We start from the raw sequence: 22,806 nt of genomic DNA, 5'->3' as shown, positions 1-22,806 counted from the left end.
AAACGCACACGACATCCCGCTTTATTAATGTCATTTAGTTGATTAACCCTGATAGCTAACTGCCCACTTCGGTCGTGATGACTGGCTCTCAACATCTCAGTCTCGCTGTAGTTAGACCTACTCTACGATTAGCTGGTAAAACATGGTCAATAAATTAATTATAACGGCTTTCGTAAATCCTGTCAAAGCCCAGTATCACAGCCACACAAACTGTAATTCAACATGATTGACACAAACCTTTTTCGCGCATAAAATGGTTTGCGTTTAGTTACCAACAATTTTAGATACACTTAGACATTTAATTCAAACCCTAGATAAAATGTCTGCGTTCCGTCTGTCAGGGACGCCGTTTCATGGGACCGGGCTTAGCCCCTAGAACGGTCTAAGCCCTCAACTTGAAGCCTCACAAACCCGAGTCTTCAAGCTCGTCCTGCAATCCTAAGTGGCCCACCCCGCCACCAAGGATTGCCTTCACGAAACTCTGTCCCTGACCGACTCCACTACTGTTACAGTTGCCCAAGTTCAACACACTGTTATAAATGCTCACCATGATTCCAAAAATCAATGATCAGGCATCGGGTCAGTGTATTAGGGCAACATAGTGGTAGCTGGAGGTTGGTGGTGGTGAAAACCTGCTGTGAAGGTGTTGTTAGTGCGGCGGTTTGGGCCGGATTTACAACACGGATGCGCTTGAAGACGCGGTTTTCGGCTTCAAGGCGAGGTGAAAGACTCCGATTTTCAGGAGGCTTGATCCGGTCCCACAGCGGTTTTCACCACCGCCAACCGGAAGCAGAAGCGGACTTTTAGTAATTCACATGAGGTCTCGGGGCTTCATGAACAGACTTGTCACTGATCACACGGAGGCTAATTATTTGAATAACGAAGAACGACAGCATGAACAGCAGCGTGTAGATCAAGTCATGGACGAGATCAACCGCCAGTTGGTCGACAATCAGCAACAATTCGAACGGGCACACCACGAAACTAGCGCCATTCAGAAAAACTATGCTGAAAACGCATCAGTCAACACGTTTGAAGTCGATGATGCGATGGAAACCAATGCGCAGCTGCAACAGCAACGACAATTAGTTTATCTGGCCGTGACTAACGAAGCGACCATTCGTCAGCAGCTCGACAATTTAAAACAGCTCAAAGAATCACCTTATTTCGGACGCATCGACATTCAGGATGCCGGCGAATCCAAACCAGAATCTTTATACATTGGGACATTTTCGCTCACCAACGAAGCTCAGGACTTTGTTGTCTACGATTGGCGGGCGCCCATTTCCAGTATCTATTACAACGGCACACTCGGCAAAGTCGCCTACACGACACCTGCTGGCAAACAAACGACGGATTTGAAGAAGAAACGCCAGTTCACCATTAAGGATGGTGAGATCAAAAACATGTTTGATACCAATGAAACAGTTGGTGATGAAATGCTTCAGGCTGTTTTAGGACAGCAAAACGACGAAGTGATGCAAAACATCGTTGCTACCATTCAAAAGGAGCAAAACGATATAATTCGTGACACTCGCTCTGATTTATTGGTCGTTCAAGGGGTAGCCGGATCAGGTAAGACATCAGCCATTCTTCAGCGGATTGCCTTTTTGCTCTATCACAGCCGTAACGGTGGTGAAAGTGAACTGCAAGCCGACCAAATGATTCTATTCTCCCCTAACCGTTTGTTCAGTCACTACATTTCAGAAGTGCTTCCAAGTTTAGGGGAACGCAACATGCGTCAGGTCACGTTGGACGATTTTCTCACCCAACGTTTACAAGGTCTCAACGTACAAACATTATTTGAACGCTATGAATCAGACGCTGATGCCACCAACCCAATGTTCCGAGATGTCCGTGACTATCTTGAAAGCACCGCGTTTGTTAAAGCTGTCACGGCTTATTGTAAACATGTGCCAACCCAGGACATTCGGTTCAACGACATCCTCCTTGATGGTTCACTCTTCTTCACCAAGGAAGCGATTGCTGCCATTTATGCAGAACAACCAGAAACAATGAGCACGACTGGTAAAATTCTCGCCACTAAGAACAGGCTGATTAAAAAGCTCAAACGGCGAATCCGCACGGACGCAAAAGACGATTGGGTTGCCGAAGAGCTCGATAATTTGGATACCGAGCACTATCACGATTTGCTAGGTGAACGGGTTGGCCGATTCAAGGAGCTCGATGATGAAGTCGCGTTTGCGTCGCGAGAAATCGTTCGCAAACGTTACGAGCCAGTGTATGACGCGCTATTCAATAATTACTTTCTCGATGTTTACCGCCAATATGATCATTTTCTACAAACGGTAACACCCGCAAACGTTGACGCCGATCATTGGGACATGCATGAACAAGATTTCGACACAAACATCGAATATCACCGCATCAGTTTAGATGACGCAGTGCCACTGCTTTATTTGCGAGATCTCATTACCGGCGGCGGTCAGAACCGTAGCATCGCCTATTTATTCATTGATGAAATGCAAGACTATTCAATGACCCAAATGTGTTACTTCCGTCACGCATTTCCAAAAGCTAAGTTCACCCTTCTCGGGGATAGCGAGCAGGCCTTGTTCAACCGTATGCAGCGGCCACAGGAACTATTAGATAATCTCGCCCAAGCGTTTAATGCCAAACGGCCAAACTTAATCACGTTGAGCAGAAGCTATCGTTCCACCCTACCAATCACCAATTTTGCCAAAGGATTATTGCCGGATGGTGACCAAATTCAAGCGTTCAACCGCCCCGGCGACTTGCCGCGGATTTTATTGCGGTATAATGAACAAGACGCCATCAGTGCCACTAAGGAACTGGTGCAGACAGAACTTGATACGTATGGCACCGTCGCAATTTTAACGAAGGACGTTACCACCGCTCAGCAAGTCTACCGTGAGCTTCACCGTGACTTTCCCATCACCCTGTTAAATGATATGGACCGCACATTACCCAAGGGAGTCATTGTGCTACCCGTTTATTTAGCAAAGGGACTCGAATTCGATTCCGTCATTGCCTACGATGTTTCAATCAGCAATTACCCAACCGACGATGCAATTGGAATTCTTTATACGATTGCGTCACGGGCGATGCACCACTTATCGTTAGTCACCATTGGTGAAGCAAGTCCTGTCATTAGTCATGTTTCTCCCGAATTACTGTCCATTGAACATGAGTTATAAAATCCGTTTTAACTATTGATGAAATTGTCGTTCCAGAAAGAGGTCTCCCATGAAATTAGACTTTTCCGTTGCCGTCCATAGCCTGCTTTACTTGGACGAAAGCCGGCCACGTAAAATCACGAGTGCTGAGCTCGCCAAGTCACTTCAACTGAATCCGGTGATGATCCGTAACATCCTATCCGTCTTGCATAAGCAGGGGTACATTGAAGGATCTGTTGGAAAAAACGGTGGTTATCTTCTTCAGCGGCCACTGTCCGACATGAATGTCGGCGAATTGTACGACCTCACCATTCCGCCGACCATCAGTTATGCCCGTTTTATTACCGGCGATTCTAAGGGATTAACCAAAAGTGACACGGATGCGACGGATATTTCAGCAAATATTGGCGAGACCCTCACGGATTTGTTTACCTTGGCGGATACCGATTATCGGAAGTTCTACCATCGATTTACCATGACCGATCTAAAGAACGATATGCATGACCATGGTTATTTCATCAATCTAGTTAATAAACAGAGTTAAACAAAAGCAGCGCCACTAAACTTTCAATCTTTGTTTAGTGGCGCTGCTTTTGTATTCATATCAATTTTAGTGCGTTGCACTGACCTCAACATCAGCAGTACCACGTCGTACCCGTTACACTGCCTTGAAACGCCGTTCCCTGGGACCGGTCTCAACCCGCCCAAAACGCGGTTTTCTACCTCGATTCTGAGCCACAAACCGTCTCAGAAGTCGTCCCACACCACTAAATGGCCAAAACCATGCCATTAAGTGGTGTCGACACGGAACTCTATTTCAAGTCAGCTCCACTCATATAACAGTCAAAAAAAACGTGATTTGTCACAGTGTATCCACAATCTAATTTACGATTGATTTTCTTAGGTACTAGACTTCTAAGTCAGCTGGAGGGCGTCAACAGTGATACCGAGCCGTGAAAGTGTTGTAAATTCGAATGGTTTACTCGAATTTATAGCACGGACGGTCAGAGAGACTCGGAGTTTCACGAGGCTCTGCGGCGAGGTGAAAGACTGCGGTTTGCAGGCTTGAACCGGTCCCACGGCGAGCGTATCACTGTTGACAACCGTAAGCGTAATACACGGTTATTTATCTGATGTGGAAACTGCTGTTGCATCGTCCTTGCTCAACGCCCACCGCAACAATAGCGGTGCAGCCAATGTTGAAAAGACGATCACAAAGATCATGTCAACATAAAGTCCGTTTGCTAACAAATGGGCATCAAAGCCAATCTGTGCCGTAATTAAAGCCATTTCACCACGGGCAACCATCCCCGTGCCAACAACCCGGCTGCCACTTTTTGAGAAGCCAGTTAACCGCGCACCAATCTCGCCGCCCCACCATTTAGTGACAACAGCTAAAATTGTCATCAAGACAATAAACGGTAACGATGTAACGAAATGTGCAAACGTCACGTTCAAGCCAATACTAACGAAAAATACCGGTACAAAGAATGCATTGCTGATTGGTTCAATGTGGTCGTCAATAACTTGCTTAACATGCGTTTGGGCCACCGCAATGCCGGCAAAAAATGCGCCGATTGCACCGGATAAACCAACGACTTCTGCTAAGTAAGCCATTCCCAAACAGATAACCACAGCCGTTACGGTACGGGCGGTTGGAATCAATAAGCGTTCGCTAATGCGCATCAGCATCGGCGCAATCCATTTGACGAGCAAGTACGCCGCAACAAAGAAACCAATTTGGAACAAGAATTGAAGTCCCATATTAGTGTTGCCGTGTTCACCTGCGCCGCCCCCAATCAGGGCAACCATCAAACTTAGCAACAGCACCCCGATAATATCGTCAGCGACCGCTGCGCCAAGGATAGTCGCCCCGGCACGTGTGTCCAATGCGTGAAATTCACGTAGGACCACTACGGAAATGCTGACTGAGGTGGCCGAGAAAACCACACCAATAAACAGTGCCTCCGTAAAGTGATAGCCAAACGCAAGGCTAACGCCACCCATTAAGACGACCGGCAAGATGACACCACATACTGCCACCGCCAGCGCTGGGCGCAGTACCTTCCTTAACTGCGCAAGATTACTTTCAAGCCCAGCCATAAACATCAGTAAGATGACCCCAATGTTAGCAAATACAGATAACGCACTGCTATTATGGACCCAATTCAAAACACCGGGACCAATAATGATCCCGATGAGGAGTTCGCCAATGACGGCCGGAATGCCGACCCGTGCAGAAAAGTGACCGGCAATCGTTGTGGCAACAAGTATTAAAATCAGCGTTCCAATAAACGCCATAGGCTGTACTCCTTTACTTTACAAGAGGTAATCAATGTCAGAGGCGGGTGATGGGTAAGCCATAATTTGATTCTCAAACGTTTTGGCCGTGGCGTGTTGGTTAATTAAAAATGTCAGATAGTTAATCATTTCATCTGCAATACCACTTAAAACAGCGGCACCTACCAATTGCCGTTTGTCATTCAAAACAACTGTTACTTTAGCAACTGCGTCATGAATTCGGTTATACGTGTACCAATGCGTCATGTCAATCGTTTTGACCGTCAATGACGACTCATTTGCTGCAGCCGTGACATCCACGCCAACTTTAGCTAACTTAGGCATTCCAAAGACCAGCGTTGGAATGGCCGGATAACTAATTGGCGCATTCGATTGCTGCCCTGTCAATTGACCGGCAAGATAGCGGGCATCATATCCAGCAACTGGCGTTAACTTGGGCACCGTTTTTTTAGCAACGACATCCCCGAGCGCATAAATATCCGGATTGGCAGTCTGCAAATGATCATTCACTTGCACACCGTGAGCGTCTGCTTTTACCCCAACGGCTGCCAAATTTAGCGTATCAACGTTAGCAATTCGACCCGTTGCACCAATCACGGCATCTGTCGTTAATTGAAAATCATGACCATCCGTCAACACCAGTCCGGCATCAGTTTTGTTAACCTCGGCAACATCAACGTTCTCATAAATATGAACGCCAGCAGCCTTTAACTGAGCGACTAAATCGGTCACCATGTTTGTAGGAAAAGCACGCAACGGTTTGTCATTATGCAATACGAGTGAAACTTCAGCACCGGCGGCGTTGGCAATGTCGGCCAGTTCAAACGCAATGTAGCCGCCACCGATAAACGTTATTCGGCGCGGCAACTCACGCATATTGAGAAAATCGGTACTCGTACCAACGTGCTGTGCGCCAGGGATATCCAACCGGCGTGGCCGTTCTCCCGTTGCTAACACGACTTTATCTGCCACAACCTCTTCACTACCAACCATCACGTGACCATCGTCAGTAAACTGTGCATGGCCCGTGAGTGCCGTAATGGCGGACTGCTTTAGACCGGCTAGCGTCCCGCTGGGAATACCATCCGTATAAGCAAACTTATTTCGCATGAGATCTGACCAGTTAATGGTTGGCTCGCCATTCAAGCCCTGTCCATCCATGTGTTCAGCATTACGTTTCGCTTCAACAGCAGCCAATAAAATCTTTTTCGGGTCGCAACCACGATTGGGACATGTACCGCCCCAGAGATTTTCTTCGGCAACTGCGACCGTTTGACCAGCCCCTTTAAGGGCGTAGGCCAAAGCTAAGCCACCAGGGCCACCACCAATAATTAATGTTTCAACGTGTGTCATAATCTACCTCCAGTCTTTCAAACATTCGCAACCAAAGTGTACCGATTTTTACGTCGAGACTAAAGTATTATGCTCTGTCTTAATTCTAACTGTGAGCCAAAACAACCTCATACCAACGTTGTGTGAATTAACTTAATCGTCCGGATGAACGGCCAAGGTTTTGTCCAGTTCACTGACCATATACTTTTCTTCGATCGCATCATCCCAGTCTCGCTCCGGAAATAAGATATAGCGGTCAAAGAAGTAACTCCCTAAAATAGACAACAAATAACGGAAAATAATTCGGAACGGCCAGTCGACGAGTTGTCCCCGTTCCTGAGCCGCTTTGATAATCGTTTTAAACGAGTTCAAAAAACGTTCTGGTGCGATAGATAAGTACTGTTCGCGTAGATCTGCATTGTATAAAATTTCGCTGAGGAATACTTTCAATGCATCTTCGTTGTCTGAGGCAAACTTCATTCGGTTGCGGACAAAGAAAACGAAAAAGTCGTGGATGTTGTCCGTTTGTTCACGAATAGCTTCACTGGCCAATTCGTTTAACAAATCCGGCACAACCTCACGCACAATTGGATCCAAGGCCTCGCGTAAAATGTTAGCCTTGGACTTAAAGTGTTTGAACATTGTACCCTCAGACTGATGTGCCGCCTCAGCAATTTGACGCGTACTCGTGTTAGCGTAGCCCTGTTTTGCGAATAATTGGATGCTAACAATCAGGACATCCTTTTGCTTCTGCGTTAAGTTTTTATTTGCGTTCACTAAATCAGGAAATTCATCAAGGATTTTTTTATCTGCCATTATTTTTTCCATCACTTTCCCAAATTCACTACTGCTATCATAGCAGACCTCATGAGCTCCGAAAATGTCAAATCGTTTGCAGTACAGGTCTTTTTAGTCGGTAGACCATTATTACATATTATTTTTGGGTCTCATAGTTACCTATAATATTTAAATTTTATATGGAAACTAATCTTACGCTCCCGGTTGCCCGTTTTTTGAAATCGTCTGTGGGACCGTCTCAAGCCCGCAGTTCACGGTCTTTCGCCTCGCCTGGAAGCCACCTAAACCGTGTTTTCCAGACCGTCCCGTGTTGTAAATTCGCAAACCCGCCGAATTAACAACACTATCACCGTCGATTTCAACACGGGCGCCCTCCCGCTCATGTCCCAAAATCGTCGAACAAACGTTGCATTATGTGACTGAACCATACAAAGATTAAATCCAGGACATTTGAGCCTCAATTGCTAAGAAAAAAGTTCACAAATGATGTGACTAATTTGCAACATTGTCCCGTTATTTTCTGAACATACCCAAGCACAAAAAATATATCTAGTGGAGGCGGTAAGAGACAGAGCTCCGTGTCGACAACACTTAATGGCATGGAGTTGGCCATTTAGTGTTGTGGGACGACTTCTGAGACGATTTGTGGCTCAGAATCGAGGTCGAAAACCGCGTCCTTTGCGGGTTGAAACCGGTCCCCACGGAACGGCGTCTCTTACAGGCGCAATGGCAAGCCGTCATCAATAAAATATGAATCAGTTTTGCCGAATTGCTACAAAAAATGACACGCCGCAAACATGTCATCTGTCTTTTATTCAGTTAGAAAAAACCATTAAGAATCAATCGTGAAACACCTATGCTTGCTTAGCTGAGTGAACGGATCGATAGCCAAAGTAGAATTGAACAATGGCCAAGATAACCGCCAACCAGTTAACTGCTGCAAACCAACCGGACAAGCTTGCCACACTGGCTGCGCCATAATAAGCCCAGAACCCCCAGACAACCGCGACGACATTGATCCAGGCAAATGTCTTCATCAATGACTGATTGCTTGTTGCAAAGAATGTCCAGATGCAGTTAATGACGAACCAAACAGCTAAAATCCAAAATGATGTTGCAAACATGATAATCCCTTCTTTGATTTTAATTGTCGAGCGAGTGATTACTCGCCTTTCTCAACAACATCATTGTAGCACCTTTCAATTCGGATACAACCGTTTTGAAAGATATTTTTGCATTTATTTTTCACATTCAAAAAGCGACTCTCTATGCGCTTGCCACCGGCAATTGACGCACATGAAGTCGCTTCATTTTAATCTAGTTATTTAATTATTTTCATCCTCATCACGTTTACGCTGACTCAGATAATTGACGATGTTTTGCGCATTGATGAACCCTAATTGACGGTCACCATCTACTACGCGTAAATACTCGCAGTGGGCTAAATCGTCAAATGCTTCACCCAACGTTTTATCAGATGAGATGTCAATTGGCGCTGTGTGCCCGTCAGGCAACGTTGCTACTGAAAAGCCCATCATGACCATCTTACCTACGTACACGTCATACACATTGTGCGCGACACTCTGAGAGAAGAAAGCCTCGACAAATTGGTTGGCCGGATGCTGCGCGATGTTAGTCGGCGTGTCCACTTGCAAGATTTTTCCCTCACTCATCACCGCAATGCGGTCACCTAGTTTAAGGGCTTCATCCATATCGTGGGTCACAAAGATAATCGTGTCGTGCCGCTTTGCATGAAGATCCAATACCAGATCCTGCAATTGCGTCCGTGAAATAGGATCCAATGCTGAGAACGGTTCATCCATCAAGACAACTGGCGGTTCAGATGCAATCGCCCGACAAATGCCAATCCGTTGTTGCTCACCACCGGATAATTCGCTAGGCATCCGGTCCCGATATTTTTTCGGGTCTAAACCGACTTGATTCAGCAATCGATCAATCGTGGCGTCAATCTCCTCACGTTTGACACCTTTCATTTCGGGAATGACCGCAATATTTTGAGCGACAGTCATGGTTGGGAACAACGCAATTTGTTGTAACACGTAACCAATGTTCCACCGTAACTCCTGCAATCCGATGTCTGTAATGTTTTCATCCTTGATAAAAATCTTGCCACCACTCTGCGGCTGTAGCTGATTGACCATTTTCAAAGTCGTCGTTTTCCCACTACCAGAAGTGCCAACAAGGACAAATAGTTCGCCAGCGTTGATGGTTAAATTCAAGTCTGGAATCACAACATTATCGTTAAAAGACTGCTGAACATGTTCAAACCGAATGATAGGTTCGCCGTCTTTCAGCTCATTGATGCTGTTTTCATCAACCGTAGTTGCCATTATTTAGCATCTCCCTTCAGCAAGTGGTGGCTAACCAAGTATTGTCGCGCCACCGTTTTTGCCGACTTCTTTTCGACATTAACTTCATAGTTCATTTCCTGCATATCTTTTTCAGAAATATGACCAGCGAGCTTGTTCAAACTCTTTACAACGCCTGGATACTTCTTGGCTAAGGAAGTTTTCATTAACGGCGCACCCTGATAGGACGGGAAGAAATGTTTGTTATCCTTCAACGTTGTCAGATGATACTGTCGTAATTCGCTATCCGTCGAGTAAGCGTCAACGACATTGATGTTGCCATTATGAATGGCTTCGTAACGCAATTTGGGCTCCATGGACTGAGCCTTCAAATTCAAGCCATATGTCTTATTTACACCTGGCAAGCCATCTGGGCGATCAATGAATTCAAGCGTCATCCCCGGCTTCAATTTATTTTCTACCGTCTGCAAGTCACTAATTGTGTGAACATTCCAAGCTTTTGCATCCTGCTCACGAATAGCTAAGGCAAACGTATTATTGTAGGACATAGGCTTCAAATAACTGAGCTTAAATTGTTGTTGCATGTCCTTTTGTGCCAATTGATACGTTTGATTGGCCGTTAATCCCTTATCAGATTGTGGCGTTTTGACCAAACTTTCCAAAATAGTGCCCGAAAATTCCGGATAAATATCGATTTGATTGTGGTTCAAGGCGTTAAATAGAAAGCTCGTTTTCCCGAAATTGGGCTTTAACGTGACATGAACATGTTTGTTGTCCTGTTCAATCAAGTCTTTATACATATTAATTAAAATGTCTGGTTCAGAGCCAAGCTTACCAGCAATCGTAATGTTGTCGGCTGGTTGACGAACGGCGTTAGCAACACCGACACCACCGATACCGAGCAGCAAGACAACCAGGCCACCAATTAGATAGCGTGGACGCATGTGTTGCAAACGATTAATGAGCCAGCTCAAAATAATCGCCAACAACGCCGAACTAATGGCTCCAATTAACGTCAGCGCGGTGTCATTTCGGTCAATCCCTAATAGGATAAAGGTCCCTAAACCACCAGCACCAATCAAGGCAGCTAACGTTGCAGTCCCGATAATCATGACTAACGCTTGACGAACCCCGGAAATAATCACCGGAGCAGCAATTGGCAATTCAACCTTAAATAGTTTGCGCGTTTGCCCCATGCCAAATGCATCAGCAGCCTCTTCAATAGAAGGATCAATGTCATCAATCCCGATGTATGTATTCTGAAAAATCGGGAGCAATGCGTAAATGACCAACGCAATGACCGCTGGGACGGTACCAATCCCAACAATGGGAATCAATAATCCCAATAAGGCTAGTGACGGGATGGTTTGCAACACACCGGCAATTTGCAACATAAATGCCGCAAATCGTTTGTGATGCGTTGCCCAGATGGCCAATGCAATGGCAATGGCCATCGCAATCAGCAGTGACACCAGTGAAATCTCAATGTGTTGCCACAACGCAGTTAACAGTGCTAACCGCCGATCAACCAGCGTTTGAAAAAAAGCATCCATAAGTATAAGTCCTCGTTTTCCGATGTGAAATTCTGTGCTTTAAAACTTCACAGCTCGTTCTGATAAACGCAACATTTACTTTACAAGTCGAACATACGTTTGTCAAACAATAAGAAAAAAGCACACTATTTATAGCGTGCTTAATTATAAACTTACTTATTTTCAAGACCTAAACAAAAGGCTTGTGAGATTGACGATTTATTTTTAATCACTTACGCGAGCAAGGAAATAGCGCTTCTTACCACGACGCACGATAACAAACTTGCCGTCGAACATTGCCTTTGGATCTACGTCTGCATCAACAGATGTTTGTTTGTCACCGTTAATAGTAATGGCGCCATTTGTCACATCTTCACGAGCTTGCCGCCGTGATTTTTCAATGCCGCTATCTGCCAAAAAGTCGACAATATTTTGAGTTGCGCCAGTCGTTTCAACGCTTGGGAAAGCCTTGAATCCCTGTTCGATCTCGTCAGCGCTTAATTCCTTCACATCGCCAGAGAATAATGCTTGCGTAATCTTTTCGGCCTGTTTCAAAGCTGCGTCACCGTGGACAAACTTAGTCACTTCTTCAGCCAAGCGACGTTGTGCCGCCCGCTTCCAAGGTTCCTTCTTCACTTGTTCAGCCAGATCATTAATTTCGTCTTCATCCAAGAACGTGAAGTACTTCAGGAATTTCACAACATCATTGTCATCTTGGTTTAACCAGAATTGGTAAAATTCGTAAGGAGTTGTTTTTTCAGGATCAAGCCAAACGTTGCCACCTTCAGACTTACCAAACTTCGTGCCGTCAGCCTTCAGCAACAGTGGGATCGTTAGTGCAAAGACTGGTGTTTCTGGTCCTTCCACACGACGAATCAAGTCCAAACCAGCCGTGATGTTGCCCCATTGATCACCACCACCGATTTGCAACTGCACATCTTGTTCACGGTACAAAGTTAAGTAATCGATGGATTGCAGGATTTGGTAAGTGAATTCGGTAAAGGAAATCCCCACTTCCAAACGGGAAGCCACAACTTCTTTGTTGAGCATTGTCTTAACGTTGAATAACTTACCGTAATCGCGCAGGAAATCCAGCAATGACAGTTTGGACAACCAATCGTAGTTATTCACTAACCGGAACTGATCTTCACCAAATAGCTTAACCATTTGACCACGCAAAGCCTCTTGGTTGTGGTGCACTTGATCCATTGTTTGTAGAACCCGCTCAGATTTCTTACCGGATGGGTCACCAATTGAACCAGTCGCGCCACCGATAACGATCACTGGTTTATGACCAGCCAATTGGAACCGTTTCAAAATCATAAACGGAATCAAATGTCCGATATGCATCGAATCGCCAGTTGGGTCAATCCCACAGTACAAACCGATTGACTTCTTGTCAGTTAATTCACGTAAGCCTTCTTCATCACTGGTTTGGTTAATCGCACCGCGCCACTTTAGTTCATCAATAATATTCATTTTGCATTCTCCTTCTCATTTTTTCATTTTTTTAAGGCACAAAAAAAGTCCCCGTCACTGGCTAACATTAGCCAAGTTGACAAGGGACGAATTTATTCCGCGGTACCACCCAAGTTATTGCATTACTGCAATCACTCTTCACCGATACCGGGGCGCGCCGAGATAACGATCACAAACGCTGTACTTCATGGCTTCAATATTGCCGGTTCACACGACCACCGGCTCTCTGGGGAGGGATTGAAGGCACTACTTGGTTGTCAGTTTCGACACTAACGACCACGTTTTCGCTATCAAATATTGTTGTCATTGTACTGACTGATTGGCGTTGATGTCAACCATGGATTTCAAAAAGGGTTGTCTTGTTTGGGGATGCTTCCGCTTCTGGTTGCTGATATTGAAACTCCGTTGTGCGGACCGGTCTTAGCCCGCGTTGCGGTCTTCGACCTCGACTTGAAGCCTCCAAACCCGAGTCTTCAAGCTCGTCCGTGGCCTAAACCCAGCAAACCCACTGGGTTAACGCCACTTTCACAACTCCGTTTCAATATCAGCGCCCGCCAGCTACATTCAAGCAATAACAGACAAACCCTAGGTACCAAATTAAATACACATTATCCAGTAATCATTAGACTACGGACAAACACAACAATCCGTGTGATAGCTGGCCAGAATCGGAATTCGCTTTTGTTTTAGCAATGAACTAAACAGAGCTGCAGGGCGTCAGCATTGGAACAAAGGCGAAGTGAAAGATCCCCGGTTTACGAAGGCTTGAACCGGTCCCACGCCGGTCTTCCAATGCTAACAACCATAAGCGGCAGTTAATACTATGCGAAACCTATTTCACATAGAAAATATAGTCAAGTGTCGTCGGATTCTCTTCAGGCTGGAAACGTTGTGGATCGTAACGTTCATAAACGTACGTCAAGTTAGTCCAGTCGTCCTCCGTCATCATGTGACGGGTCACGAGTTCTTGGTGCGCCGTTTCCATTGCCCGTTGACCAAACAAATCGCCAGTGTCCGGATTGCCGTTAACCCACGCAACAGCAGCAGAGCTTTCTGGCACCGCAATGGCTTGGAATCCTTCTGGCACCTTTTGACCCTTACGGAACCATTTGCCGATCCAGTAAGTTGTTTCGTCACCATCAATAACTAATAGACCGATTTTGGCAGGATCTAAGGGTTTGTTGATAGTTTCCAATTGTTTGAACTTATCGGTTGTTTCCCAGTCTAACCAGGCATAGTTATATGAACCATGTTCCTGCTTCTTGTATGGGAGTCCAAATAATTGACGAGCTGGTTCTGTAACTAAATTACGATGTGTAACTTTCATGTTAGTGCCTCCAGTAATAAATTTCGTTTATCGTCCTTTTTAACTAGCGGGACTGCATAATGATCGAAGCCAACGTTCTGTGTTGACGATCCAACCGCCATAAATAAGTGGCTGCGCGGGCCGGCATTGCCGGATCTATCTGTTGACAAACGACATTGGCAATCGCAGCCGTCGCTGGTCGGTGCAAATAATCGCTCAAAATACGCGCCAAATGGACATCAAAAAGTGCCTTGCTTTTATCCATCCCCATTAGTGACTGCCTTAAGTCTAGCACGATAATCAGTGCTAATGCATTCACCTTTTTGGGTCCCATGCCATGAATGACTGACAAACGGGCCTCCAGCTCTTCATGAGTAGTAGTTGAAATGAATTTTTCGGCATCACCGTTTGCCTCCCTGTCCAAGGTTTGACCTAAACTGGCTAGGTTCTGCGCCATGGTTTTAGGAAAGCGGTGTAATGCTGGCTTTGTTTCAATCGCCGTCAATAATTCCGATTGATGGGTAGCAAACCATGCGGCCGTCCAATTCTGTTTACCGATCCGTTCTCGCAACCGTTTCGGCAGTTGCCAAGCTCTGTTTGCAGGCACAGATTGATCGACAATGACGCCACATAGCAAGGCAAATTTATCTGTCAGTAACCACTCACTGTCCGCTGGCGACAAATCAAAGTCACCCATAAATGTGTCCGGCAGATTTGCTTGATAATCGTGTTGTAGCATCGTCACTGCATAATCATCCAAGATAGGTGTGGGCATGTGCTATTACCTCCTGACCAATTGCAGCAATACGATCTTCCTGAAAAACCTGTGGTACCAAATACCCCACGCTCAGTGGTGAAGCATTAAAGCGCGGCACTACTTTACAAATAATCGCACCACCCTGAACGTTATAGAAAAACAAGTTATAACTATCACAACGGCCATGAAAGTAATCCGTCAGAATATAGTGAGTCAATACACGTACCGCTTTAGCCAAATCCACAGCGGCCTTTATCCCAGGAATCCGCACGTTAAATTCGAGGAACCCTAACAACGGTTCGTTGGCGACAGCTAGTTCAGCGTCGCCCAAGTTCAAAAATGGTTCACCGGCAAGATTAGCTGGCGTTACGTGAGCGTAACCATCCACTTTATCGAGGCCAATAATCTGCATGTGGGGATGGGCCAACGACCCACCAGAGCGTGGTCCATAGTTTTTGTACATGATTACGGATTTGTACTGTGGATCTTGTTTCATTTCTGACCATTTACGTAACGAGAAATTCATAATTGCGGCGGCTGTCTGCGGATCGTAGTTTGACCAATCGCCCCGGTGATTGCTGGATTCGATGATGATTGTCTGCAGCGTATCAGCTAACACCCGAAACTTGTTCACGAGCCATATTCGATCCGCTTCCTGATCCAAAATGTTGGTCAGATGTGCAACATCACAAAATGGGCACGCCGCATTCTGATGAACAATGTTTTCTGGTTTTCCCTGGGCAACATGTGTGATAAACGAAAGTTGTTCCTGTGTCATGTGTTTCCTCCGCATCAACCTAACAGTGTATTTTCCAGTAATTATACCGCGGATCGCCTCATCCAGTATTACTCCAGTTTGGCATTTCGGCATAACCGTTCAAACATGCTACACTGAGATGATGAAAAATAAAAATGAACAAGCTCAACAAGTCTTAAATATTATTCAATGTACTCCAGAATTGATGGCCATTTTGCACGCTATTGCCGATCAACATCTGAAGCAAGGCGCGCTGGCTGCCGGCAGTATCCGTAACACGGTGTGGCAGGTGCTGAGCCATCAACCCGTTCAACTGTCATCTGATATCGACGTCGTCTTTTTCGATCCCAAACGCCCCTATGAAGATAACTTTACAATTCAGGCCCAATTGACAAAACAGTTGCCCCAATACGATTGGCAAGTTAAAAATGAGGTGTACATGAACACTCACAACTTCACCGACATGCCACCATTCACTTCAGTCACAGATGCGATCGGTCATTTTGTTGAAACCCCTACCTGTGTCGGTGCCTACCTAGATGACTCAAGTCAGCTTCGTTTGATTGCACCACACGGCGTGGCGGACTTGCTAAACTTTGTCTGCCGCCCTGTCCCAGCATATCAACAAGACACCGCTCACCTGGCGATTTTCAAACAACGAATGGCAGAAAAGCAGTGGCAGCAAAAATGGCCCCAACTTGTCATTTCAATCCACTAGGAAAACAACAATAGCAAGCACGTTATTTTATCTCCGTTTGTAACCATGCTACACTGACGATAATCGAGCTCGTTTAACAGGTTTACCAACCAAACATCGGAAAACGGACAAAGTTTGCGTTTCGAAACAGGCTTTGATGCCGTTTCATGGCGTGTCGTCCTATGCTTACAATGAACGTGAGGTGATTTCACATGCAACTCGTACTCGTTAATCGTCAAACAAAAGTTAAAAAGATTATCAATGACTGTGAATCCATTGCCCTGATCGATGCTGATCAACAAACGCATCTCCCCCAATACTATTTGCCAAATGCACGACAACAACTTGGTGCCGTTGCGTTTGTGCTCACCCGAACACGGCAGGAACCGTGCACCTTTAAGACCAGTCAGTGGGAAATTCGGCACGATTAGCACGGCCACACTGCACACTAAAAAGACCCATCATCGTAGCTGCAACAATTCGTTACAGGCCAACGATGATGGGTCTTTTGATGTTTGGTAATACTATTTTAGTGTTTCGGTGAATCGTACTTACGACGAAGACCAAACCAACCAATCAACGTTGTTAAACCAAGAATACCTAACAGCGCTTCAAGTTCACTCGCTTCGTTTGTGTCTGGTAAGTGCCGCCCAACATACTGTGGGTCATCAGGTGATGACGTCCGGTTACCATTAGTCAGCTGACCATTGTAACCACGTGCACCGTTGACTCCTGTTGTAGCCACACCAGTACCAGCAGTTGATGCTTGACCGTTACTCGTGCCACCGTTGACCGACAACTGACCGTTACTCAAACCACCATTTGTGGATGAGGAACCACCCATTGCAGCTGGATCTGAACTACCATCGTTCCCAGTTGGATCACCAGCTGTCTTCGGTGGCAGCAATGCCTTTAACTGAGCTTCAATATCAGCAGCCTGAGCAGTCAGACTGTCCGCAAACTCACGTAGCTTGTCGGACTGTTCCAATGCTTGACTAGCAGCGTCAGCATACTTCTTAGCGAGTGCCGGATCATTAGCGGCCAGCGCTTGCTTAGCAAGTTCCTCATTTTCAGCAGCCTGTTTGGCTAATGAGTCAGCTGCACTAGCAGCACTATTAGCTTGGTCAACTAAGGACTGGGCCTTATTTTCAAGTGAAGACTGACCTTGACTGTGTGCCTGGTTAGCTAAACTTGCTAACCGTTCAGCATTGCTTTGAGCGGCAGATGCTTCACTAGCGGCCTTCGATGCGGCAGAAGCGGCCTCACTGGCTGCCACACTTGCATCATGGTGGTCCTTGTTGACTGCCTTGTTAATATCTTCAAACGTTGCATCAACCCGGCTCCTGAACTGAGCCGCAGCGGCACTCAAACCAGCAAGCACTGACTGTGCACTTTGAGCTTCTGAGGCAAACTGACTAGCCGTCTTCGGGTCATTCAGTTTAGCAGCACTTAGCGCGCTAGACTCAGCGGCACTAGCCAACAGATTTGCAGAAGTAGCCGCCGATTCAGTACTGTTCAACTGGGTCATCAATGAATTAGCTTCATTGGCAAGTGATTGAACGGTGCTGTTTTGTTGATCCGTTGCCGCCTGACTGGCAGCTACCGTCGCACTTTGCTGTGTCGACTGAGTTGCACTGGTAACCGCACTCTTAGCCTGATCAGCAGACTTAGCTGCACTGGTAGCAGTACTACCGTATGAACTTGCAGCCGTGGAATCGATGCTAACTGCTTTGTTGATGGCAGAGTTCGTTTGGTTAACTTGTCCCAATAAGGTGTTTGCAGAAGCTGTGGCATTAGCAGCAACTTTTTCAGCACTTTCAGCCGATGCCTTGTCAGATGCTGCAGTCACACTGTCATTTGTGGTTGCTGCCGTTGAAGCAGCATCCGCATAGCTCTTAGCAATTGACGCAGCAGATAATGCCGTGGAGTTCTGAGTGCTTAATGCTGCCAATGAATCCTGGTTCTGCTTGTCCATTGACTGAACTGCACTGTTCGTCAAATCTGTTTTAGCAGCGCTTGTTGCACTAGTAGCAGCGTTACTTGCACTCGTCGTTGACGAATTCGTGGCACTTGCATTGGAGTTAGCAGTAGAAGCGGCAGCGCTGGCACTTGCGGCGGCTTCTGAGGCTGCTTGAGAGTCCGTTTTTACTTTAGCTGCAATTGAACCGTTCAAATCCTGCAAAACCTTTTCCGCAGACGCAGCAGTACTTGCAGCCTCAGAAGCAACCTTTTCAGCTGAAACTGCAGAGGCGGCAGCTTCAGCAGCTCCCTTAGCGTCATTCAACGCAGCATCCGAAATTGCTTCACTGGCATAGTAGCTTGCACCACTAGCCACTGCAGCTGCTGAAGCAGCCGTTGACTGTGCAGCAGCAGCTGATGTCGCCCAGTTTTGAACAGTTGTATCAGATTTATCAGTGGATGCCGCACTCTGCGCTGATGTATTCGCATCACTGGCAGTCTTAGATGCATCGGAGGCCGTCTTGTTATACCCTGATGCGTTGTCTGCAGCGGTGCTGGCGGTTTTAGCCGAAGCGGCGGCGGCTTCACTATCCGCCTTCACTGTCGCAGTTAAGGCCGCCAAACCAGCGGCAACACTCGAAGCAAGGTTGGCAACACTTGTAGCAACAGAGCTCGCCGAAGATTGCATATCCTCTGCGCTTGCTGCATACGAACTGGCCAAACTTACATCATTGCTTAATGCCGCGTTACTTGCGGCGGCAGAGTAGTTCGAAGCTGCCGCATTCAAACTTTGCATCGTTGAATTTGCAATCGCTAATGACGCTTGCAACGACTGCAAACTCTTCATACTTGCCTGAACTTTATCATTCCTCGTGTCAGAAGCACCTAGATTTGCTAAACTACTTTGAGCCGCAGAATTAGCATTTGCACTCGCTGTCGGATCAACAGTGTTGGCAACACTGTTGACGGCACTATACGCACTAGACGCAGACGCAGCGTAATTTGCCGCCGCAATTGAGTCCGTTTTAACCGCATTTGAAATTGACGTGTATGCAGATGAAGCTTGGTCACGAATATTATCTAGTGTGTTCTGCATCACTGCCACATTGCTAGCTAGTAGTAAGGCTTTATTAGCATAACTTGTCGCGCCTACTTTATCGTTACTAAGGGCAGCATCAGACGCTTCAGATTCCAATTTTTTAACAGTTGACTCAGCGCTAACCATACCACTAGCAACTCCGGAAGCAGCCTGTGAAAAGTCATTCATCTTTTTGTTGTAATTTTGGACGGCACTATTTTTAAGGTCAGTAGCGGCCAATGACCCTCCGTCGCTAGCATATGAATGAATACTATTGACATTCGAAGACATTGATGAGACACGATTACTAATATCTTGGTTGGCAATCGTGACAGAACTCACCTGTTGTGATGCGGCCGTACTGTCAATAATAGCTTGATTGGACACCAGTCCAGTGACAGAATTAGCTAATGATTCCATTGCATTTGCATTCGATAAAAATTCGGTAAATAGAGAGTTAAGTACTGTTCCACCATCATGACCATAATAGTACGCCGAAGTAGCATCATTTTCTGCCGCTGCGGACACTGCATTATCTACCATGAAAGGATAGATATCTGTGTACTGTTGATGTGCTTGAACATACTGGCCATTTGCCTTTATCTGAGCACTGTTCATTGCGCTGAGTGCTTTACTAATTGCTGCATTAGATGCCAGAGCAGGTTCAGCGCTAATCAATGAATTGGTTTGTGTAACATAATCATTAACAGCCTTTACTTGGTCACTAATTGTATTCACCGTACCGGACGCATATTGATGCGTGTTAATGACAGAATCAGCCGCCTGCCTAGCTGCAGTGCTATCCGAAGTAACAACACTCTTTACATTGGCGTACGCTGACGTGGTAGCACTGGCTAATGAATTAGCCTGACTAGTATATTCTAAGGCGAGCTTGTTTTGTGCTGCAGCCTGATCCGCAAAACCTTTGGCAGCAGCTTGATCATACAGCACCGCAGCGCTAGCGGCTTGACTGGCGTACTTTGAAGCGGCCTCACTCGCTGTTTGGGCTTGTGAAATGAAGTTGCTTGCTTGGGCACCATTAGCAATAGCAGCCTCCTTATCGGCTACAACGTCACTATTATGCACATCTGTATTCGCAATTCCTTCAGTCATAGAAACATTACTTTGCGTTTGTGTGTTAGCAGCTGTAACCTTTGGAATTTCACCGGCTGCATTGTTCGCCTCAACAGCCGCACTGTTAGCTGCAATTTGAGCAGCCGTACTGTCGGCATCAACCCAGCTCTGGATTTTGCTCAAACCTTGTTTCGCATTTGCCAGGGCTAATGCTGTTTTATCTGCTAATGCTGTAGCTTTTGCGGCCTCTGCTGAGGCTACACCTGCCCACTTTGCCAAACCAGTGGCATCTCCAAGTCCACTAGCGAGGTTAGCGAAAGTTTCGGCCAATGCTGCGCTGGTAGCCGCTGCAGCAGCGTTGGTACTATCTGTCGCCGCTGTAACACTGCCATTTTGTAAATCTTTACCACTTAAATTGGCAGCACTCTGCGCGACATCTGTAAGGTTGGTCTGAGCGGTGTTTTGTTGAGTAGCCGCATTCTTGGCAGCTGTCGCGTACGCACCTGTAGCAGCATAATTATCATCAACTGCCTTCTGACTCGCCTGTGTCTTTAAAGTATTCAATGTTGATAACTGAGCGGCAGTTTTAGCCTGAGCTGCTTCTGCGGCAGTTTGTTGCGCCTGTGCTTGATCAGCAAAGCCCTGGGCAGAAGTAGCATTACCTGCTACTTCTGCTGAAGCCGCTGAAGCTGCTAAGTCTTGAGCTGACTTAAAAGCAGCGGCAGCATCATCTGCGGCAGTTTTTGCTGCTGTCTGAGCTGCGGTGGCGGATGCCAACAATCCTGTCATATTATTCTGATTAACATCGGTTGCCGCTGCCGCTTGAATGCCGGCTAGTGTAGCATTAGCCGTTGTCAAATTATCATTGGCAGTCGTAGCCGCATTACTGGCAGCTGTAGCCGCCGCATTTGCAGCCGCCGTGTATTCACTAGATGGTGTCGCAGTTGTTGCATTGGTGGTACCTGTTGTACCTGTAGTGTCGGGAGTTGTCCCAGTAGTACCCGCGGTTGTGCCTGTCGTCGCGTCCATCCGAACAATTTCAGCTGGTTGACTTGTAGCGGCCAAAGACGCCTTAATTGTATTTAATTCTTCATTAGTTGTTGCGGCAGCAACGCTGACCACTGTCAAACTTTGTGATGCCGTACTCGTTTGATCACTGGTTGCGGCGGCTACCGTGGTTTGCTTAGTTTCTGTCGATGCAGCGACTGTTTTACCAGTTGCGCTGGCAGTCGTTGTTGGTGCTACCGCATTGGTTTTAACAGACGTTGTTTCTGTTTGACTGGCAGCACTAGCAGGCTTGGGGCTAACGGTTGAGCTAGCTGTGGAAGCCGCACTGGTGGCATCACTTAACGTTGCCCGGGAGCCTAATGTGGCAGGGTTAATCAACGTATTTGTCACCGTTCCAGGCGTTTGCGCTGGTGCAGATGCAGGGACGCTCTCACTAGAAACGTTGCTAAGTGTGGCCCGGGAAGTCAATTCTGAGTCGGTCGTTTTACTCGATTGACTAGCCGTTGTGTCACTTTTGGCAGTCTCTGAGGAAGCAGAGGTTGCCGCCGACGTTTGACTGCCACTTTGTTCACTTTGAGCACTTGCCTGACTGGTTGTTTTCGCTTGGCTACCAGCAGTTGAAAGCACTGCAGAGCCAGCTGACAAAGTATTGGCAGCAGTCGCGGAACCAGCTTGGGTTTGAACAGTCGCCGGTGTCTGATCGGCATGTACATCATCCTGAGTCATTGCCTCGACTAGCCCAAAGGTCAGCAAAGTTAAGCCAGCAAAAAGCCACTGCTTACCAGCCTTATACATTTTATAATGTTGCTTCTGTGTGTCGGGAATACGGCCTAGGCGATTTTCAGTCATTTTAGCAACAACCTCCCACTCTTTTTTGACTACCTTAACAACCTAATATACAAAATTTTTTAAGTCTTAAATTGTAATTCAGTTATATCTATTTATCGATTATAATCACTCCAGAATATTATTGTAAAGCGATTGTGTTTGCCCCGTTTGCTAGCGGATTGGGACAAATTACGGTTGCACACAATTTAATTAATTAACGTCCTTAATAAACGTCTATATAATGGCTTTTGTTGCGATTTTGGAATGCTTTACCGATTAACAAATTTTAGTCAGTAAAATATCCAGCAAATTGACAGTCTTTTTTGTCAATTATATTCTTAACATTTCCTTAACATTTAGTTACTAACAATTTTGTTTAAACACGCCAAAGCACAAAAAAGGGCGTACCACT

15 protein-coding genes are annotated in these 22,806 nt (G+C 46.2%); 4 read left to right on the top strand and 11 right to left on the bottom strand.

Annotation, left to right across the window (positions count from 1 at the left end; genetic code table 11):
* Positions 1-833: 833 nt before the first annotated feature.
* Positions 834-3,179 (top strand): RNA polymerase recycling motor HelD, encoded by a 2,346-nt coding sequence (gene helD, locus LROSL1_RS03550; RefSeq protein WP_178913789.1) that lies wholly within the window; start codon positions 834-836, stop codon positions 3,177-3,179.
* Between the two features lie 49 nt (positions 3,180-3,228).
* Positions 3,229-3,702, top strand: a complete 474-nt coding sequence (locus LROSL1_RS03545) for an Rrf2 family transcriptional regulator (protein WP_178913788.1) — start codon at positions 3,229-3,231, stop codon at positions 3,700-3,702.
* 578 nt (positions 3,703-4,280) lie between these two features.
* Here LROSL1_RS03545 and LROSL1_RS03540 read toward each other — a convergent pair.
* The 10 genes from LROSL1_RS03540 to LROSL1_RS03495 all read right to left on the bottom strand — a co-directional run bounded on the left by LROSL1_RS03540 (position 4,281) and on the right by LROSL1_RS03495 (position 15,771).
* On the bottom strand, positions 4,281-5,459 hold the full coding sequence (locus LROSL1_RS03540) for a cation:proton antiporter (protein ID WP_178913787.1): 1,179 nt from the start codon (positions 5,457-5,459) through the stop codon (positions 4,281-4,283).
* Positions 5,460-5,477: 18 nt separating this feature from the next.
* Positions 5,478-6,812 (bottom strand): dihydrolipoyl dehydrogenase family protein, encoded by a 1,335-nt coding sequence (locus LROSL1_RS03535; protein ID WP_178913786.1) that lies wholly within the window; start codon positions 6,810-6,812, stop codon positions 5,478-5,480.
* A gap of 132 nt (positions 6,813-6,944) precedes the next feature.
* Positions 6,945-7,607, bottom strand: a complete 663-nt coding sequence (locus LROSL1_RS03530) for a TetR/AcrR family transcriptional regulator (protein ID WP_178913785.1) — start codon at positions 7,605-7,607, stop codon at positions 6,945-6,947.
* An 836-nt stretch (positions 7,608-8,443) separates the two neighbouring features.
* Entirely contained in the window at positions 8,444-8,713 is a 270-nt protein-coding gene (locus tag LROSL1_RS03525; protein WP_017260541.1) for a hypothetical protein, read from the bottom strand.
* A gap of 201 nt (positions 8,714-8,914) precedes the next feature.
* The gene (locus tag LROSL1_RS03520) at positions 8,915-9,940 is read right to left on the bottom strand and encodes an ABC transporter ATP-binding protein (RefSeq protein WP_017260542.1); all 1,026 of its coding nucleotides are present in this window, start codon (positions 9,938-9,940) and stop codon (positions 8,915-8,917) included.
* Complete coding sequence (locus tag LROSL1_RS03515) at positions 9,940-11,472, bottom strand: ABC transporter permease/substrate-binding protein (RefSeq protein ID WP_178913784.1); 1,533 nt, start codon at positions 11,470-11,472, stop codon at positions 9,940-9,942. The genes LROSL1_RS03520 and LROSL1_RS03515 overlap by 1 nt, the downstream gene beginning before the upstream one ends.
* A gap of 204 nt (positions 11,473-11,676) precedes the next feature.
* The gene (gene tyrS / locus LROSL1_RS03510) at positions 11,677-12,930 is read right to left on the bottom strand and encodes a tyrosine--tRNA ligase (protein WP_178913783.1); all 1,254 of its coding nucleotides are present in this window, start codon (positions 12,928-12,930) and stop codon (positions 11,677-11,679) included.
* Between the two features lie 832 nt (positions 12,931-13,762).
* On the bottom strand, positions 13,763-14,257 hold the full coding sequence (locus tag LROSL1_RS03505; protein ID WP_178913782.1) for a hypothetical protein: 495 nt from the start codon (positions 14,255-14,257) through the stop codon (positions 13,763-13,765).
* A 43-nt stretch (positions 14,258-14,300) separates the two neighbouring features.
* Positions 14,301-15,011, bottom strand: a complete 711-nt coding sequence (locus LROSL1_RS03500) for a hypothetical protein (RefSeq protein WP_178913781.1) — start codon at positions 15,009-15,011, stop codon at positions 14,301-14,303.
* Positions 14,989-15,771, bottom strand: coding sequence for a DUF4931 domain-containing protein (locus tag LROSL1_RS03495; protein ID WP_178913780.1), 783 nt, complete (start codon positions 15,769-15,771; stop codon positions 14,989-14,991). Before LROSL1_RS03495 ends, LROSL1_RS03500 begins: the two co-directional genes overlap by 23 nt.
* A gap of 121 nt (positions 15,772-15,892) precedes the next feature.
* On the opposite strand from LROSL1_RS03495, the gene LROSL1_RS03490 reads away from it, so the two are divergent.
* Positions 15,893-16,468: a nucleotidyltransferase family protein gene (locus LROSL1_RS03490; RefSeq protein WP_178914915.1), complete on the top strand. Its 576-nt coding sequence runs from the start codon at positions 15,893-15,895 to the stop codon at positions 16,466-16,468.
* 191 nt (positions 16,469-16,659) lie between these two features.
* Positions 16,660-16,878, top strand: a complete 219-nt coding sequence (locus LROSL1_RS03485; protein ID WP_178913779.1) for a hypothetical protein — start codon at positions 16,660-16,662, stop codon at positions 16,876-16,878.
* Positions 16,879-16,976: 98 nt separating this feature from the next.
* Here LROSL1_RS03485 and LROSL1_RS03480 read toward each other — a convergent pair whose 3' ends face one another.
* Entirely contained in the window at positions 16,977-22,415 is a 5,439-nt protein-coding gene (locus LROSL1_RS03480) for a KxYKxGKxW signal peptide domain-containing protein (protein WP_178913778.1), read from the bottom strand.
* Between the last annotated feature and the right edge of the window lie 391 nt (positions 22,416-22,806).

Source organism: Furfurilactobacillus rossiae (genome assembly GCF_013394005.1).
Lineage (GTDB): Bacteria > Bacillota > Bacilli > Lactobacillales > Lactobacillaceae > Furfurilactobacillus > Furfurilactobacillus rossiae.
This window is presented reverse-complemented; position numbering and strand designations above follow the sequence as displayed.